Raw genomic sequence first — 16,887 nt, 5'->3', positions numbered from 1 at the left:
TCCATGAGCGAGAGCTCGCCGATCGCCATCGCCGCCGCCGGTGCCGTCACCGCCGTTGGCCTGTCGCTGGCCGAGACCGCGGCCTCGGCGCGTGCCCGCCTGGTGAGGCTGCGAGAGATCGAATGGCGCGACCGCCGCTTCGAGCCCTTCATTGTCGGCAGCGTGCCCGAAGACGGCCTGCCGCCGCTGGCCGAGGCGCTGCAGGCGCGCGCCCTGAGCTACCGCGAAGCCCGCATGCTGCGCCTGGCCCAGCTGGCCATCGAGGACACGCTGGGTACGCCGGAAGAGCGCGCCGCCCTGGGCGTGGACGCCGAGCACCCGCTGCCCCTGCTGCTGGGCCTGCCCGAGCACCACACCACGCAACCCATCGACGCGGCGCGTTTCCTCCAGCGGCTGGCGCTGCAGGCCAATCTGCCGCTCGAACTGCGCCAGAGCACCGCGGCGCCACGCGGCCGCGCCGCGGCCCTGATGGCCCTGCGCACCGCCAGCGCGCGGCTGCAGCGCGGCGACTGCCCCTATGTGCTGGTGGGCGGCGTCGACAGCCTGGTCGATCTCTATGTACTGGGCACGCTGGACCGGGAAGGCCGCGTTCGCAACGAAGCCAACAGCGACGGCCTGAGCCCGGGCGAGGGCGCAGGCTTCGTGCTGCTGTGTACGGCGCAGACAGCGCAGCAGCGCGGCCTGCAGCCTCTGGCCTGGCTGCAGGGCGCCGCGGCCGGCCAGGAGGCCGGGCACCTGTATGCCGAAGACGAATACCTCGGCGAAGGCCTGGCCGGCGCCTTCGCCGCCCTGTTGGCCGAGGCGCCCCCCAAAGCGCCCATAGGCTGCGTCTACGCCAGCTTCAATGGCGAACGCTACTGGGCGCGCGAGTACGGCGTGGCCCGGCTGCGCAACGCCGCTGCATTCGACCCCGAGCACGCGGTCGAGCACCCGGCCGAATGCTTTGGCGACCTGGGCGCGGCCCACGGCGCCGTGCTGCTGGCCCTGGCCGCCCAGGGCGTGGCTGCCGGCTACCGCCGCTCACCCTGCCTGGTGTTCGCCTCCAGCGACCACGCCGACCGCGCCGCCGCGCTGATCACGCAGCAGGCGGCCTGAACTCTGAGACCAGGAGCACCCTCGACATGGCCTGCACCGTCCACAACATCCGCGGCTTCGCGCACAAGAAGAGCGGCGGCATGAGCCTGGTCTTCCCCGATGTCTGCAAGACCGGCGGCCCGCCCGCGGGGCCCATCCCCATCCCCTACCCCAACCTGGGCAAGTCGTCCGACACCTCGCAGGGCACGACCACGGTCGAGGCCGACGGCGCGATGGTGATGGTCAAGGGCGCCAAGTATTCGCGCAGCACCTGCGACGAACCCGGGCAGATGAAGGGCGTCATCAGCAACACGGTGCAGGATGTCTGCGAGTACATGATGTACTCGTTCGACGTGATGCTGGAAGGCAAGAACGTGTGCCGGATGGGCGATCCGCTGTGGCACAACAGCAAGAACATCATGGGCTGAAGTGATGACCGAAACATGCACCCGCCGGTTCCGCGGCCGTTCCATGGCAATGATGCAGACGCCTTCGCCGACCCTCTCCGCGGGGCCGGTCTGATGGAGCCTCTGATCGCGTCAGAACGCCTGCCCGCGGGCTCGACGAGGTTCCGCTTGGCCGAGCACCTGTGGCCCGTGGTCGGGTCCGAGTCGGTCAGGCGCGACTGTCAGGCTGCTGGACGGCACACGCTGCACTTCATGCCCCTCGACCCACGGTCACATTGAATCCACAACGGGAAAATTCATGGAAATCCAGCCTATCGAAAAGCTCGCACGCTTGTCCGACCCGGTTGCGGCGGGTCCGCTCACAGGCAGTTGCCTTGCAAGCCTGGTCGAGGTTCGACCCGACGGCTGGCTGGTCGTCCGCACCGCGGACAGTTGCCAGTTCGCCTGCCTCTGGCTGGACGGACTTGGATTGCAGACCCGTCCCTTGCAGCCCGGCGACCAGGTGCTGACCTTGCGGCCCGATACAGACAGGCCGGGCATCGTGCTGGGCCGCGTCAGGGCCTACATCGCCGAGGCCAGCACGCCCACCCTCAACCTCGAAGCCACCGAATCCCTCACGCTCAAGTGTGGCGAAGCCAGCGTCGAACTCCGCGCCGACGGCCGTGCCATGGTCAAGGGCGAGGACGTACTGCTGCGCGCCAAGGGCACGCAGCGCATTCGCGCCGGTAACGTCGCCATCAACTGAAGCCCCGCCGCCCGCATGAACGCGCCGGCGCCGCGCCTGCACCACATTCCCGAGCTGCTCGAGACCCACGCCGACGAGCTGGCCTATCTGTGGGGGCAGCGCCGTGCCGCGGTCGTCGATGCGCGCTACACACTGGCATCCTTTCTCGAACTGAACGAGCGTGTCGAGGCCCACGTCGGCGGCCTGCTGGTCGTGCCCGATGCCTTGCCGGGCCTGCTCGGCAAGCGCCTGATGGCCGCGGCCGACCGCGACGAAGCCTTTGCCGCCGCCTACGGCCTGCTCCGCCTTTCCAACCCGGCCATCACGGCGCGCGTGGTGGGGCTGTTTGCCACCGCCCAGGGTCCGCAGCTCACGGGCATGCGCGACGCGCTGGGGATGTCGCCGCTGAACAGCGCCGCGGCCGCGTCGGTGCAGGCCTTGCTGGCCCGGGCTGAGCCGGCGCGCGCCGTGGCCGCGGCCGCCGTGCTGGCCCACCAAGGCCAGCTGGCGCCCCAGGACAGCCGCCTGGCCGCCTTGCTGCTGGACGACGATGACGCGGTGGCCGACGCGGCGTGGCGCGTCGCCACCCTGGTCGATGGCCGTCTTGCCGCCACGCCCGAGGGCGCCCCGACGCGCCCCTACCAGGCGGCGCTGGCACGCCCGGCGTTGCGCGAGGCGGTGCTGGGCTGCGCAATCTGGAGCGGCCAGGCCGGCGTCCTGCGCGGGCTGCGCTTCCTGGTGCAGGAAGGCGATGCGGCTGCACTGGGCTGGCTGGCCGCCGTCGGCACGCCCGAGGACGACGCCCTCATCGCCCAGGCCCTGCCCGCCGTGCTGCCGCCGCTGCAGCAGGCCGCGTTGGCCGGCCGCTGGGCCGGCGCGCCAGCGGTGAACTTGCTGGCGGGCTGGATGCGCGGCAGCGACGCCGCCCTGGCCGCCGCGGCGCGCGACGCCTTCACGCGCATCAGCGGTGAAGACTTCCGCGGCGACCGCGTGACACCGTCGCCCAAGGCCGACGCCGACGACTTCGAGCGCGAGATGGCGCCGTCGGTCTGGCTGCCCGATCTGGTGCGCGTCCAGGCCCATCTCGACCAGCATGGCCAAGCCTTGCGGGCCGGTGCGCGCCACAACCGCGGCTGCGCGCTCGACGGCCTGCCCGGCGCCGCAGTGCTGGCGCGCATCGACCTGCCCGCGCGCTGGGACGCCGCCGCACGCGCTGCGCTGGCGCGCCAGCCCTTCGCTCCGCCGCCGCGCGTGCTCTAGAGGACAGCGGGCTCAGCCGGCCTGCATGGCGCGGGCGTAACGCTCGGCGGCATCGGTGCCGGTGCGCGCCGCCAGCAGGTTGAGCGCCGCGTGGCAGACATCGGGCGCGCCCAGCACCTCGTGGCACAGCAGGGCCAGACGGGCCAGGCTGCCGCGGTCCATGCGCGCCATGCGCTCGGGCGTGGGCAGGTAGAGCGCATCGGCCCACAGCTGCTGCAGGCGCTGGCCCGGCCGCGGCGCCGTGGCCTGCCAGCTCGCCAGCTGGCGCGCACCGAAGCCGACAAAGCAGAAGAAGCGCAGGCCGTGGGCCGCGAGGCGCCGGTCGATGTCGCCGAACAGCGGCTGGTCCTTGTACAGGGGCACGAACTCGACTTCGGTCCACACCGCCAGGCAGTCGCGCAGGCGCGCGGCGGCGCCGTCGAAGACCATGGCCTCGGCGCCCTGGACGTCGATCTTCAGCAGGTCCATGCCGCCGGGGGCGATGACATCGTCCAGCCGCACCGTCTGCACCGGGCTGCGGCCGGTCTCGCGCGTGATCTCGCCCAGGTTCTGGTAGGCCTCCATCACGCGCGGGTCGGGCGCCAGCAGCGAGCCGGTCATGAACCAGGTCGTGCTGTGGAAGTTGGCCGCTCCGCCGTCGCCCACGAAGTGCGGCAGGAAGCGGTGGCTGCCGTCCTCGGGGTAGGTGCGCTTGAGTTCGTCCAGCGCCTTGGCATCGGGCTCGAAGCCGGTGACATGGGCGTGGCCGGTCGCCAGCAGGTTGGCATAGGGCTCGCTGCCGCTGCCGTGGGTGCTGGCACCGACGTCGACGATGGCCAGCGGCCGGTCGAGCAGGGGCAGCAGCACCTCCAGCGGCGCCTCGCTGGCAGTCAGCTCGCTGCGCATCTGCTCGAGCCAGGCCTTCCAGATCGCGGTGTTGCGCGTGGAAGCGCCGTCGGCGAGCAGGCGCACATGGTCAGGCTCGGGCACGCGGTTGTGGCGCACTTCGTCCAGGAAGTAGCGGCGCTCGATCTCCAGGCTGTGGTCGGGATGGGCCAGCATGGGCGCCAGGCGGCCGCCGGCGGCATCCTGGGCGAAGAACGACGAGTGGCGGCTGCGCAGCTCGATGAACTCGGCCAGGGTCTGCTGCATCCAGCTCGCGGCATCGCTGCCGCGCGGGCGCTGCAGATCGGCCGCCAGCGCCGGCATGAAGGCCGTGCCCTGCAGCGCCTCCCCCGGCCAGTGCTGCATCAGCTCGCGCGCCACGCCCAGCGCGGCGGCGCGTTCGCCCAGCGCATAGAGGCAATGGACAAGCAGGGTCCAGGCGGCAATGTGGCCGACCTGCCCGCTGCCCAGAGCCTGCTCGACGCCGGCGCGCGCCGCCATCAGGTGGCGCAGGCGGCTGCCGGCATCGGCCGCCAGCCCGAGCTGGGCCGTCGCCGCATGGGCCAGCGCCACGGCGTAGGCGGGGCTTTCGTCGTCGCCCAGCGGCAGGGCCAGGCCGCGCATCGGCGGGCTGGCGGCCAGGCGCATCAACGCCGCTTCATGGGGGAGCAGCGGCGCGGTGGCGGCCTGCAGATCGGCGGCACCCACCAGCAGGCCCAGGCCCGCCAGCCGCTGTTGCTGGGCCGGCTTGATGGCGAAGAGGTTGAGCACCCAGGCGTTCTCCTCGGCACTGCCGGGCGTGAACTCGACCAGCAGGTCCAGCCCCGGCAGGTGGCGGAAGACGCCATAGCCCATGGCGCGGAAGGCCTGCAGCAGTTCCAGGTGGACGGCGCGGCCGTGCATCAACTCGAACATCACGATGGCTTCGCTGCCGGCGAACCACTCGCGCCCGCCGGCGAGCACGCGCAGTTCCTCGCCCTCGGCGTCGATCTTGACGAAGCCGACCCGGCGCTGCTGCAGATGGCGCGCGGCATAGGCATCCAGCGTCTCGAGCTCGACCTCCTCGCTGCCCTCGCCGCCATTGGCATAAAGCGAATTGAGCTCGCTCTGGCCCGAGGTGTGGAACGTGGCGCGGCCGGCGTGGTCGGACAGCGCACAGGGCACGACGGTGACGCGGTCTTCCAGGCCATTGGCCTGTACCGTTGCCCGCAGACGGGCGCGCGGGTCGGCCGTGGGCTCGAAGGACCAGACATGGCCGCTGCCGCTGCCCTGGGCCAGGGCCAGCGTGTAGACGCCGTGGTTGGCACCGATGTCCAGCGCATCGCAGCCCGGCTCGAGCAGGCGGCCGACAAAGCCGATCTCGGTTTCGAACCATTGCTCCTGCTCCAGCAGCACATAGGTGGTGAGGCTGGAGACGCGGCCCGGGACATAGATGAACTGGTCGGCGCGGGTGTGCAGCAGCCAGGCGTCCAGGGGTCTTGCTTCGGTGGAGGGGGTCATCGCGGCCTTCTTTGGGGTAGGTCTGGGGTGGTAGCGCTCGCAGGGCCTGGCCGGATCAATCGGCCAGCAGATGGTCGGGTTCCTGGCCGGCGCGCCAGCGCTCGACCATGCGCTGCAGCAGCGCCTGCAGATCGCCTGCATGGCGGGCAGGGTCGAACAGCGGCAGCGCCATGCGCTGGCCGTCCAGGTGCTGGCGGTAGGCGGCCAGCAGTGCGGGCTCAAGCGCCAGCGCCAGGATGGCGCGGTGGTAGTCCTCGGGGTCGGCAAAGGCCAGCTCGGCCAGACCCACGGCGTTCAGCGCGCTGGCGGCCACGCGCGAGGCAAAGCCGTTGCCATAGACGGTGATCACCGGCACGCCGGCCCACAGTGCATCGGCGGCCGTGGTGTGGGCGTTGTAGGGCCAGGTGTCGACGAAAACATCGGCCTGGGCCAGGCGCGAGAAGTGCTCGTCGTAGCGCACATTGCGCGCGAAGACGATGCGCGCCGGCTCCACGCCGCGCGCCCGGGCCGCGGCCAGCACGGTGTCACGCAGCTGGTCGTTGGTCTCCTTGAGCCACAGCACGGCCCGCGGCACTTCGCGCATCACCGCGCACCAGATGTCGAAGGCCGGCGGCAAGATCTTGTAGGTGTGGTTGAAGGCGCACATCACGAAGGCGTCTTCGGGCAAGCCGGCCGCGGCCCGGCTCATGGGCTGCGGCAGCGGGCGCCAGCGGCCATTGGGCTGGAAGCACAGCGGCATCTGCGCCAGCTTCTCGCTGAAATGCGGCGCCAGCTCGAGGGGCGTGGTCAGCGGGTCACCGATGAAGTAGTCGATGTAGTCGGCCCCGCTGCTGCCGGGGTAGCCGAGAAAACCCACCTGCACCGGCGCCGGGCGCTGGGCCAGGATGGCCATGCGGTTGCCGCGCGTGTGGCCCATCAGGTCGACGAGGACGTCGACGCCGTCGGCGCGGATGCGGGCCGCGGCCTGCTCGTCCGAGGTGCCGCGCAGGTCGACGAAGTGCTCGCAGGCCTCCAGCCGTGCGCGCAGCGTGCTGCCGTCGTCGGGGCCGGTGGAATAGAGGAAGAGCTCGAAGCGCTCTCGGTCGATGTGCTCCAGCACCTCCACCAGCAACTGCGACACCGCGTGGTCGCGGAAGTCATACGACAGCCAGCCCAGGCGCGTGCGGCGCTGCGGCGGCGGCACCGGCACCGGCACGGCCGGCAAAGGCTGGCTGCCGCTGCCCATGAAGCGCGCCTCGCTGCGCGCGGCCGTCAGCAGCAGCTCGGGCTCGAGCGGCAGCGACAGCATCGCGAAGACGGCGCCGATGCGGCCCGGCTCGGGCTGGGGCCCGCGCAGCAGCTCGCGCAGCTGCGCCAGGTCGGCGTCCAGCTCCTGCCAGTCGAGCAGGTTGCGCTTCTCGAAGGACATGCGCGCCAGCGTCTGCAGGTCACCGGGGCGCAGCGCCAGCACGGTGCGCATGCATTCGACGGCCTCGCGCTTGCGGCCCTGGTCGCGGCAGGCATCGGACAGCAGCGCATGGCCCATGGGCGCATCGGGCTTGAGCGGCAGCGCGCGCAGCAGCACCTCGGCAGCCTCGCCCGGCCGCAGCAGCGACAGCAGCACGGCACCGTGCTGCACCATCATCTCGGCGTCCTGGATGCCCGCGGCCTCGAGCGCGCCGAAGCAGGCCGCGGCGGCTTCATACCGGCGCAGGCGCTGCAGGCAGTCGCCGGCGATGCGCAGCGCCGTGGGGTCGACGGCATCGATGGCCAGCGCGCGCCGCGCCGAAGCCACCGCGCGGGTCAGCGCACCGCGGTGGCGCTGGGCATGGGCCAGGTTGGTCCAGTACAGCGCGTCGCCCGGAGCCAGGCGCGCCGCCCGCGCAAAGGCCAGCGCGGCCTCGCGCCAGCGGCCGGCCTCGCCCTGCTTCAGCCCGGCCCGCCACAGCCGGGCGGCGGCGGCGGCGGTGTCGGCCCCATGCAGCGCGCGCTGCTCGCGAGGGCTGGCCGCATTCATCGCGGGCTCCCGGCCGTGCCGGCCCCCGGCACCTGGCTGCGCGTCCTGCTGGGCATGGCCTCGTCTCCGTCGCTCGCTCTGGCACAGACCGGCCTCCCGAGCATGAGGCTGGCCCGGGAATCTTGCTCCGGGACACCCCCTATCAAGGACAGGAAATGGGTGGCGAGAGCCCCTCTGTTCCGTTTGACAGCGCGGTCGTGAACACGCAGTGGCCTAAAGCTTTCCAGCCACTGGTCGAAAAAGGGCTCAACGCTCTCATCAAGATGGGTGCGGGGTCCGGACCACACGGGTCGTCCGGTCACCACAGGCAAAACTGGGGTGTACCGGCGGAACGCGGCCCGGGCGAGTTTCGCGAACCTAGGCTCCGAAAAGGGGCTGCGGCAAGCGGAGTTGCAGGCAGGCGCCGTGTTCAGGAAAGGCACGAGTGCGGCACCTGCTGGGCATATGCCTGTGGTCTTTTATCGACTGGAGAATTAAATGTCGCAATCCATCAACACCAACCTGGTCTCGCTGAATGCGCAGCGCAATCTGAGCTCGAGCCAGTCTTCCCTCAACACCGCGATGCAGCGCCTGTCCTCGGGTCTGCGCGTCAACAGCGCCAAGGACGACGCCGCCGGCCTGTCCATCGCCGAACGCATGAACGCCCAGGTGCGCGGCATGACGGTGGCGATGCGCAATGCCAACGACGCGATCTCGATGGCGCAGACCGGCGAAGGCGCTCTGGCCAAGGTCGGTGACCTGTTCCAGCGCATGCGCGAACTGGCCGTGCAGTCGGCCAACGGCACCAACAGCGCCGACGACCGCGTGAGCCTGAACCAGGAGTACGTCCAGCTCGCGCAGGAAGCCACCCGCACGCTGGGCGGCACCAAGTTCAACGGCGCCAACATCCTGGCCACCACCGCCGACTCGGCCTTCCAGATCGGTGCCAACAACAACACCACGCTGGACCAGATCAAGGTCGCCGCCTTCGCCTGGACGGCCGACGCCGGGGTCGCCAGCGTACTCGGCACCGCCGTGCTGGCCGGCACGTTGGTCGGCTCTTACGACAGCGCCACCAGCACCTTCACCACCGGCACCGACGCGCCGACCCAGTTGATCACGACGGCAGCCGATGCCCTTACCACAGTCACCAATATCGACGCCGCGATCAACTCCATCAACGCGCAGCGCGCCACCTTCGGCGCGGTGCAGAACCGCTTCGAGAACGTGGTGGCCACCCTGCAGGTCGCGGCCGAGAACCAGAGCGCGGCACGCAGCCGCATCATGGATGCCGACTACGCAGTGGAGACCTCCAACCTCTCGCGCGCCAATATCCTGCAACAGGCCGGCAATGCGATGGTGGCCCAGGCCAACCAGCTGCCGCAGCAAGTGCTTGCGCTGCTGCGCTGAAAGCTGGCGCGGCCGTCACGACGGCCGCCACGCTGGCACCAGGCCCGCCCCGCGAGCCTGTCCGCTTCAAGGCCCGCCCCGCGGGCCTGTCCCCTTCAAGGCCCGCCCTGGCGGGCCTTTTCGCGTGCGGGCTCGCCCTTTCGGGCGCTTCTCGCGGTGGCCGTGAATACACCACTTTCACGCCGCTTTTCGGGTCTAAGGTTCCGCAGCCCCAGCCGTAATCTATGTCACAGCGCTTCGGCACCCTCGTCGGTTCGAAACGCAAGACGAACCGACTGCCGACTCACCCAGGAGAACCGCCGTGCCCGCAACCATCAATACCAACCTCGTTTCGCTGAACGCGCAGCGCAACCTGAGTTCCAGCCAGATCTCGCTGACCACCTCGATGCAGCGTCTGTCCTCGGGCCTGCGCGTCAACAGCGCCAAGGACGACGCCGCCGGCCTGTCCATTGCCGAGCGCATGAACGCCCAGGTGCGCGGCATGAACGTCGCGATGCGCAATGCCAACGACGCGATCTCGCTGGCGCAGGTCGGCGAGGGTGCGCTGGGCAAGGTGAGTGAACTGTTCCAGCGCATGCGCGAACTGGCCGTGCAGTCGGCCAACGGCACCAACAGCGCCGAAGACCGCGTGAGCCTGAACCAGGAATACGTGCAGCTGGCGCAGGAAGCCTCGCGCACGCTGGGCGGCACCAAGTTCAACGGCATCAACATCCTGGCGACCACCGCCGATTCGGCGTTCCAGATCGGTGCCAACAACAACACCACGCTGGATCAGATCAAGGTCTCGGCCTTTGCCTGGACGGCCACCGGTGGCATCTCGGATGTGCTCGGCACCGCAGTGCTGGCCGGCACGTTGATCGGCTCCTACGACAGCGCCACCAGCACCTTTACCACTGGCACCGACGCGCCGACAGCACTGATCACCGCGACCGCCGATGCGCTGACCGCGATCTCGTTCATCGACAACGCGATGAACGCGATCAATTCCCAGCGCGCCACCTTCGGTGCGGTGCAGAACCGCTTCGAGAACGTGGTCGCCACGCTGCAGGTGTCGAGCGAGAACCAGAACGCGGCGCGCAGCCGCATCATGGACGCCGACTACGCGGCCGAGACGGCCAACCTGTCGCGCGCCCAGATCCTGCAGCAGGCCGGCAACGCGATGGTGGCCCAGGCCAACCAACTGCCGCAGCAGGTGCTGCAGCTGCTCAAGGGTTGACGGCGCGGGGCAAGGCGGGCACCGCGCCCGCGCCACACGCTCAAGTGCGGCCGGTCGCGGCCGATATGGGGCTCAGGAGGGCGACGCCGGCAGACAGGCCGGCATCGCCGCCGGAGCCCTTCGTTTTTGCAGGGCCGCTCGCCAGGCGCGCGGCAGGAGAGCCGAATGGCCACGATCACATCCCTGGGCGTCGGCAGCGGGCTGGACATCAACAGCATCGTCTCGCAGCTGGTGGCGGTCGAAAGCCGGCCGCTGTCGCAGATGAAGACCGCCGCCGACGAACTGAAGACCCAGGTCTCGTCCTACGGCAAGATCAGCAGCCTGCTGGCCACGCTGCAGACCGCGGCCGGCAAGCTCAATGGCCGCAGCCTGTGGTCGCAATCCACCGTGAGCAGCAGCGACACCGCGGCCGTCGGCGTGGTCGGCGGCAGCGGCGCCGCGACGGGCAACTACGCCGTCACCGTGCAATCGCTGGCCGCCAGCCAGACCCTGGCCTCGGCCACGCCGCTGGCGGCTGCCACCGACCTCGTGGGCAGCGGCATCATGACGCTGGAGGTGGGCGCCTGGAACGCGGGCCAGACGGGCTTCACGCCCAAGGACGGCAGCACGCCCGCAACCCTGACCATCGCCGCCACCGACACCTTGCAGACGCTGCGCGACAAGATCAACAGCCTGGGCATGGGCGTGACCGCCTCGCTGGTGACCGACACCAGCGGCGTGCGCCTGTCGCTGCGCTCCAGCGCCTCGGGCGCCGAGAACGGCTTTCGCATCACCACCCTCGACGACGATGCCCGCGACACCGATGCCACGGGGCTGTCGCGATTTGCCTTCGATCCGCCCGCTGGCACGGCCTCGATGGAGCGCAAGCAGGCGGCCTCCAATGCCTTGGCCACCGTCAACGGCATTGCCGTCAGCTCTGCCTCCAACGAGCTCAGCGGCGTCGTCGAGGGCCTCACGCTGCAACTGCGCAAGGCCAGCGCGACCACCATCGACGTCTCCGTGGCCAGCGACCGCGACGCGGTGAAGACCGCCATCAAGGCCTTCGTCGACGCCTACAACGCGCTCGCGACGCAGATCGGCGATCAGACCAAGTACGACCCAGCCACCAAGACCGGGGGGCCGCTGCAAGGTGACAGCGCCGCGGTCGGCCTGCAGCGCCAGCTGCGCGCCGTGCTCAACACGCCCTCGGGGGCATCGGCCAGCTTTCCGCGCCTGTCCAACCTCGGCCTGCAGGCGCAACGCGACGGCACGCTGACCATCGACGCCGTCAAGCTCGACACCGCCACGGCCGACCTGGCCGAGCTGAGGAAGGCCTTTGCCAACACCGACGCCGCCACTCCGGCCAACGACGGCTTCGCGCAGCGCTACGCCACGCTCGCGCGCCAGGTGCTGGGCGTGGACGGCAGCATGACCACGCGCACCGAAGGCCTGCAGCAGCGCCTGACCCAGAACAGCGAAGCGCAGTCGCGGTACAGCGACCACATCGCGCTCTACCAGCAGCGCCTGGTGGCGCAGTACACGGCCATGGACGCCAACATGTCCAAGCTCAACGCGCTCACCAACCTCGTCACGCAACAGCTGGCCATGCTGGCCAAGAGCAGCACCGGCAGCAGCAGTTGAGCCAGGTGAGCCGACCCGCCGGAGCGGCCGGCTCAAGTGAACGGGTGCCCGGCCGATAAATGGAACATCCCCCACACCAACCGCGCCGCCCACCGATGTTTGCCAGCACCTACCCCAGCCGAAGCCCCGTGCGCCAGATGTCCAGCGACCTGTACCAGCAGGTCGGGGTCGAGACCCGGCTGTCGGGCGCCACGCCGCACCAGTTGGTGGCCATGCTCTTCGACGGCTTCGTCGACTGCATCCACCAGGCCCGCGGCGGCATCCGCGCCGGCCGGCCCGAGATCAAGGGCGCAGCCATCGGCCGCGCCGTGCGCATCATCGAGGAAGGCCTGCGCGCCGGCCTCGACCTGCGCGCCGGCGGCAGCCTGGCGCGCGACCTGCACGACCTCTACGGCTATCTCTCGATGCGCCTGACGATGGCCAATCTGCGCAACGACGAAAAGGCGCTCGAGGAATGCCAGCGCCTGATCGAGCCGCTGCGCGAGGCCTGGCTGTCGATCGCCGACAAGGCGCCGCGCTGAGCACCGGCAAGCCCCGCCGGCTGAGCCAACCGAGATCCCCGATGGACGCCCAATTGCTGAACTACTACGAGGCCATAGAACGCGCCAGCGCCGACATGCTCGCCGCCGCGCGGGCCGGCAACTGGGACGAAGTCGTCAAGCTCGAGGGCGCCTGCGTGCTGCTCATCAGTCAGCTCAAGAACGCCGCCCAGGAAAGGCCGCGCGAGGCCTGCACCACGGCCCACGCCGGTGTCGATACCCAGGCCTTCAATGCGGCGCGCGCCAAGTCACGCATCATGCAGCGCATCCTCGTCAACGACGCCGAGATACGGCATCTGGCCGAGCCCTGGCTGCAGGATCTGGACGACACCCTTTCCGGACGCCGCAAGACCCTGCACTGAAGGCAACGGGAGTCAAGATGTTCCAGGACACCCGGCCGGCCCCGCTGGACGCCGATGGCGGCCCCAATCCCTGGGCCGAGTTCCGCGTCGATCATCCGCAGGAACGCCTGCGCCTGTTGCGCGAACTGCGCGACGGCGGCGTGCCCGTCATCCTTAACGGGCCTGGCGGCGCCAGCTTCAGCACCACACTGTGGGCCATCGACGACGCCCAGGGCCGGCTGTCGTTCAATGCCGACGCGCTGGCGCCGGCGCTGGCCAGCATGGTCGACGCCAACGAGGCCGTGGCCGTGGCCTATCTCGAAAGCGTCAAGCTCCAGTTCGACCTCCAGGGCCTGGTGCTGCTGCGCACCGCCCACGCCAGCGTGCTGCAGTGCCGGATGCCGCAGGAGATCTACCGCTTCCAGCGCCGCGGCGCCTACCGCGTGCGCACCGCCGGCCGCGGCGAGCCGGTGGCGCGGCTGCGCCATCCGGCCATCCCCGAGATGCAGCTCACGCTGCGCGTGCTCGACCTCAGCATCGGCGGCTGCGCACTCTGGCTGCCGGCCGATGTACCCCCGCTGCAGCCCGGCACGCGCCTGGGCGAGGTGCGTGTAGACCTCGACGCCGACACCCGCTTCAGCGCCGCCGCCGTGCTGCAGCACGCCGCCTCGCCGGGCGAGAACCACCCCGAGCGCGGCATGCGCATGGGCTGCCAATGGAGCCCGCTGGCCGGCCAGGCCGAGCGCGTGCTGCAGCGCTGGATCGACCAGGCGCAAAAGCGCCGCCGCCTGCTGTCCCTGCGTTGAGCCCTGCCCCCATGGACGCCCGCGGCTTCTCCCTCATCGAGCTGATGGTGGTGGCGGCCATCGCGGTGGTGCTGGGCGCCGTAGCGCTGCCGTCCTGGCAGTCGAGCCATTTGCGCAGCGGCCGTCTCGACGGCGTGCAGGCGCTGATGAAGCTGCAGGCGGCGCAGGAGCAGCACCGCTCGCTGCACGGCCTGTATGCCAGCGATCTGTCGGCCCTGCGGGGCGTGTCGACGGCCAGTCTGCAGGGGCAGTACGGGGTGAGCCTCGAACTCACCGGCCCCGAGGCCTATCTCGCCCGCGCCACGGCCCGCGGCGCCCAGGCCGCCGACACCGCCTGCCGCGAGCTCACGCTGAGCGTGCGCCAGGGCTTTCCCACCGAGGGCCCGGCGCCCGAGTGCTGGCGGCGATGAAGCAGGCTCACCCTCCGGCGCGCGGCGTCACGCTGATCGAGATGGTGATCGCCATCGCCGTGCTGGTGCTGCTGGCCACCCTGGCCCTGCCCGCCTTCCAGGCACGGCTGGACCGCCAGCGCCTGGCCGCCGCAGCCGAGGCCCTGGCCACCGATCTGGCCGAGGCCCGCTTCGAGGCCGTGCGCCGCGGCCAGGCCGCCTACGTCGAACCCGCCGAGCAGGGCGGCGCCTGGTGCTGGGCCGTCAGCACGCAAAGCGGCTGCACCTGCGACCAGGCCCAACCCTGCCAGCTGCGCGCCGTGCAATCCAGCAGCTACAAGGGCATCAAGCTGATCGAGCCGCACGCGGTGCGCCTGGATCCCGATGGCACGGCCGAGACGCAGGCCAGCGCCGTCTTCGAATCGCGCCACGGCGAGCGCCTGCGCGTCGACCTCCAGGCCTTGGGTCGCGTGCGCATCTGCACGCTTGCAGGCAGCGACACGCGCTATCCGCATTGCTGAGCCGCAGCGCCCCCGAAGGCGAGCGCAGCGCCAGCGCCGCGGCGCCTTCAGACCTGCATGTTCATGACGTCGGTATAGGCCTGGGCGAGCCGGTTTCTCACCTGCAGCGTGGCCTGGAAGCCGATCTGCGCCTTCTGCATCGCCATCATGGTTTCCTCGAGGCTCACGCGGGGGTTGCCCAGCGTCAGCTCGCGCTGCAACCTCGTCGCCTCGTTCTGGGTCTGGCTTACCGACTGAAGCGCGTCGGCCATGGCGCTGCGAAAGCCGCCAGCCTCGGCGCCGCCCACGGCAGTCCCGATGGGCATGCCGTCGGGGCGCAGGCCGGCGCGCGCCACCGCGGCCTGGAAATCGAAGGGCTTGATGCGCAGATCGTTCATGGCGGCTTCCGCGGCGGGCGCAAACCCGCCCATGACATGGTTGCCACTGTAGGCAGCAGCCCGGGCCGGCAAGGCGCGATCAGGCGCGTCTTTGCCGGGCTTCTCGCACCACCGCCAGCGGCCCCAGCGTCGAACAATGGCCTTCAACCTGCCGACCCCTGCCCCCACCCGCCATGGCCAACGCCATCCAGCCTGCTCCTGCCACCCCCCTGGTGCCCGCCACCCCCAGCGTGGGCGAACGCTGGCAGGCCCTGCCCGGCCGCACCCAGGCGCTGGCCGTGATTGGCGTCGCGGCGCTGCTGGCGGTGCTGGTCTTCATGTGGATCGGCGCGCGGGACTCCGACTACCGAATCCTCTTCCCCAACCTGTCCGAGAAGGACGGCGGACAGGTCATCGACCGCCTGGTCCAGCTCAACGTGCCCTACAAGTTCACCGAGGGCGGAACCATCATGGTGCCGGCCGCTCGTGTGCCCGAGTTGCGCATGAAGCTGGCCGCTGCCGGCCTGCCCAGCGCCGCCAGCGCCGGCTACGAGCTGATGGACAAGAACAGCTTCGGCCAGACCCAGGGCCAGGAGCGCATGCGCATCCAGCGCGCCATCGAGGGCGAGCTGACCACCACCATCCAGTCGCTCGAATCGGTGAAGTCAGCGCGCGTCCACCTCGCCCTGCCCAACCAGAACGGCTTCTTCCGCGAGCAGCAGAAGCCCTCGGCCTCAGTGGTGTTGACCCTGCACCCCGGCCGCACGCTGGAGCGCAGCCAGATCGCCGGCATCGTGCGCGTGGTCTCGGGCAGCGTGCCCGAACTGACGGCCAAGGCGGTGAGCGTGGTCGACAGCACCGGCACCCTGTTGTCGGGCTCCGACGACGACAGCGCCCAGGGCCTGGACAGCCAGCAGCTGCAGTTTCGCCGCGAGGTCGAGGCCAGCCACCTGAAGCGCGTGATCGCCCTGCTCGAGCCGGTGGTCGGGCGCGACAACGTGCGTGCCAGCGTGAGCGCCGAGATCGACTTCTCGCAGGTCATGCAGACGGCCGAGAGCTACCGCCCCAACCAGGGTGCCGACGGCAAGCCGGCGGTGCGCGAGCTGCGCAGCGAAGAATCCAGCCAGGCCGGCAGTGCCACACCGGCCGGCGTGCCCGGCGCCACCAGCAACCAGCCGCCGGTGCCGGCCACCGCGCCCATCAATGGCGCCCCGGCGCCGCTGCAGGCCACCGGGGGCAACAGCGCCGGATCGTCGCGGCGCGAGGCCGCCACGCGCTTCGAGGTCGACAAGACCACCACCGTGACCCGCAATGCCGTGGGCAGCGTGCGCCGGCTCAGTGCCGCCGTGGTCGTCAACCATCGCGCCAGCACCGACCCGCGCGGCAAGGCCAGCAGCGTGCCGCTCACCGACAAGGAAATCGAGCAGCTCACCGCCCTCGTGCAGCAGGGCATCGGCTTCAACGCCGAGCGCGGCGATCAGGTCAAGGTCGTCAACGCACCCTTCCGCGTCGACGCCGGCCCGGCGGCCGAGGAACTGCCGCTGTGGAAGCAGCCCTGGCTGCTGGACCTGCTCAAGAGCGCGGCAGCCCCGTTGGCATTGGCGCTGGTGGCGCTGGTCATCATCCTCAAGCTCATCCGCCCGGCCCTGCTGGCCATGCTGGCCAAGCCCGAGCCCGAGGCCGGCAGCCAGGTCGATGAAGTGGTGGGCGACGACTTGCTCGAGGCCCCGCCCCATCCGCCCGCGCTGGCAGCACCCCGCCATACCGAGAAGCTCGCGGCGGCCCGCCAGCTGGCCCTGGACAACCCGGCCGCCGTGGCAAACATCGTTCGCGGCTGGGTGAACGGCGAAACCGCCTAGCCGCAGACGCACGACGAGGAGACCGA

The 16,887-nt window shown here is 70.7% G+C and carries 16 protein-coding genes; 13 read left to right on the top strand and 3 right to left on the bottom strand.

Annotation, left to right across the window (positions count from 1 at the left end; translation table 11 throughout):
- The first annotated feature begins 3 nt into the window (after positions 1-3).
- The 4 genes from JMV16_RS16215 (at position 4) to JMV16_RS16200 (ending at position 3,465) form a co-directional block, all read left to right on the top strand.
- A complete protein-coding gene (locus tag JMV16_RS16215) occupies positions 4-1,095 on the top strand; it encodes a beta-ketoacyl synthase N-terminal-like domain-containing protein (protein ID WP_201495344.1) in 1,092 nt (363 codons plus the stop codon).
- Positions 1,096-1,121: 26 nt separating this feature from the next.
- Positions 1,122-1,502 (top strand): DUF4150 domain-containing protein, encoded by a 381-nt coding sequence (locus JMV16_RS16210; RefSeq protein ID WP_201495343.1) that lies wholly within the window; start codon positions 1,122-1,124, stop codon positions 1,500-1,502.
- Positions 1,503-1,779: 277 nt separating this feature from the next.
- On the top strand, positions 1,780-2,226 hold the full coding sequence (locus JMV16_RS16205) for a hypothetical protein (protein ID WP_201495342.1): 447 nt from the start codon (positions 1,780-1,782) through the stop codon (positions 2,224-2,226).
- A gap of 15 nt (positions 2,227-2,241) precedes the next feature.
- Positions 2,242-3,465, top strand: a complete 1,224-nt coding sequence (locus JMV16_RS16200) for a hypothetical protein (protein ID WP_201495341.1) — start codon at positions 2,242-2,244, stop codon at positions 3,463-3,465.
- 12 nt (positions 3,466-3,477) lie between these two features.
- Here JMV16_RS16200 and JMV16_RS16195 read toward each other — a convergent pair whose 3' ends face one another.
- Both JMV16_RS16195 and JMV16_RS16190 read right to left on the bottom strand, forming a co-directional pair.
- Positions 3,478-5,829, bottom strand: coding sequence for an FkbM family methyltransferase (locus tag JMV16_RS16195; protein WP_201495340.1), 2,352 nt, complete (start codon positions 5,827-5,829; stop codon positions 3,478-3,480).
- A 55-nt stretch (positions 5,830-5,884) separates the two neighbouring features.
- Positions 5,885-7,825, bottom strand: coding sequence for a hypothetical protein (locus tag JMV16_RS16190; protein ID WP_201495339.1), 1,941 nt, complete (start codon positions 7,823-7,825; stop codon positions 5,885-5,887).
- Positions 7,826-8,302: 477 nt separating this feature from the next.
- Here JMV16_RS16190 and JMV16_RS16185 point away from each other — a divergent pair, with 477 nt between their 5' ends.
- The 8 genes from JMV16_RS16185 (at position 8,303) to JMV16_RS16150 (ending at position 14,646) form a co-directional block, all read left to right on the top strand.
- The gene (locus JMV16_RS16185; protein ID WP_201495338.1) at positions 8,303-9,214 is read left to right on the top strand and encodes a flagellin; all 912 of its coding nucleotides are present in this window, start codon (positions 8,303-8,305) and stop codon (positions 9,212-9,214) included.
- Positions 9,215-9,515: 301 nt separating this feature from the next.
- Positions 9,516-10,430, top strand: a complete 915-nt coding sequence (locus tag JMV16_RS16180; protein ID WP_201495337.1) for a flagellin — start codon at positions 9,516-9,518, stop codon at positions 10,428-10,430.
- Positions 10,431-10,595: 165 nt separating this feature from the next.
- A complete protein-coding gene (gene fliD / locus JMV16_RS16175; protein WP_201495336.1) occupies positions 10,596-12,050 on the top strand; it encodes a flagellar filament capping protein FliD in 1,455 nt (484 codons plus the stop codon).
- Positions 12,051-12,145: 95 nt separating this feature from the next.
- Entirely contained in the window at positions 12,146-12,571 is a 426-nt protein-coding gene (gene fliS, locus JMV16_RS16170) for a flagellar export chaperone FliS (RefSeq protein ID WP_201495335.1), read from the top strand.
- A 41-nt stretch (positions 12,572-12,612) separates the two neighbouring features.
- The gene (locus JMV16_RS16165; RefSeq protein ID WP_201495334.1) at positions 12,613-12,951 is read left to right on the top strand and encodes a flagellar protein FliT; all 339 of its coding nucleotides are present in this window, start codon (positions 12,613-12,615) and stop codon (positions 12,949-12,951) included.
- 17 nt (positions 12,952-12,968) lie between these two features.
- A complete protein-coding gene (locus JMV16_RS16160; protein WP_201495333.1) occupies positions 12,969-13,736 on the top strand; it encodes a flagellar brake protein in 768 nt (255 codons plus the stop codon).
- Positions 13,733-14,146 (top strand): type IV pilin protein, encoded by a 414-nt coding sequence (locus tag JMV16_RS16155; RefSeq protein ID WP_236580550.1) that lies wholly within the window; start codon positions 13,733-13,735, stop codon positions 14,144-14,146. Before JMV16_RS16160 ends, JMV16_RS16155 begins: the two co-directional genes overlap by 4 nt.
- Positions 14,143-14,646, top strand: a complete 504-nt coding sequence (locus JMV16_RS16150) for a GspH/FimT family protein (RefSeq protein ID WP_201495332.1) — start codon at positions 14,143-14,145, stop codon at positions 14,644-14,646. The genes JMV16_RS16155 and JMV16_RS16150 overlap by 4 nt, the downstream gene beginning before the upstream one ends.
- Before the next feature lie 47 nt (positions 14,647-14,693).
- Here JMV16_RS16150 and fliE read toward each other — a convergent pair whose 3' ends face one another.
- Positions 14,694-15,023 carry a flagellar hook-basal body complex protein FliE gene (gene fliE, locus JMV16_RS16145; protein WP_201495331.1) on the bottom strand — a complete coding sequence of 110 codons (330 nt, stop codon included), beginning with the start codon at positions 15,021-15,023 and terminating at the stop codon, positions 14,694-14,696.
- Between the two features lie 173 nt (positions 15,024-15,196).
- Between fliE and fliF the strand changes: the two genes are divergently transcribed.
- Positions 15,197-16,861 (top strand): flagellar basal-body MS-ring/collar protein FliF, encoded by a 1,665-nt coding sequence (gene fliF, locus JMV16_RS16140; protein WP_201495330.1) that lies wholly within the window; start codon positions 15,197-15,199, stop codon positions 16,859-16,861.
- Positions 16,862-16,887: the final 26 nt, after the last annotated feature.

This window comes from Rubrivivax sp. A210 (assembly GCF_904426505.1).
Lineage (GTDB): Bacteria > Pseudomonadota > Gammaproteobacteria > Burkholderiales > Burkholderiaceae_C > Rubrivivax.
Note: the sequence above shows the minus strand (reverse complement) of the source record. Positions and strands in the feature narration are given on the sequence as shown.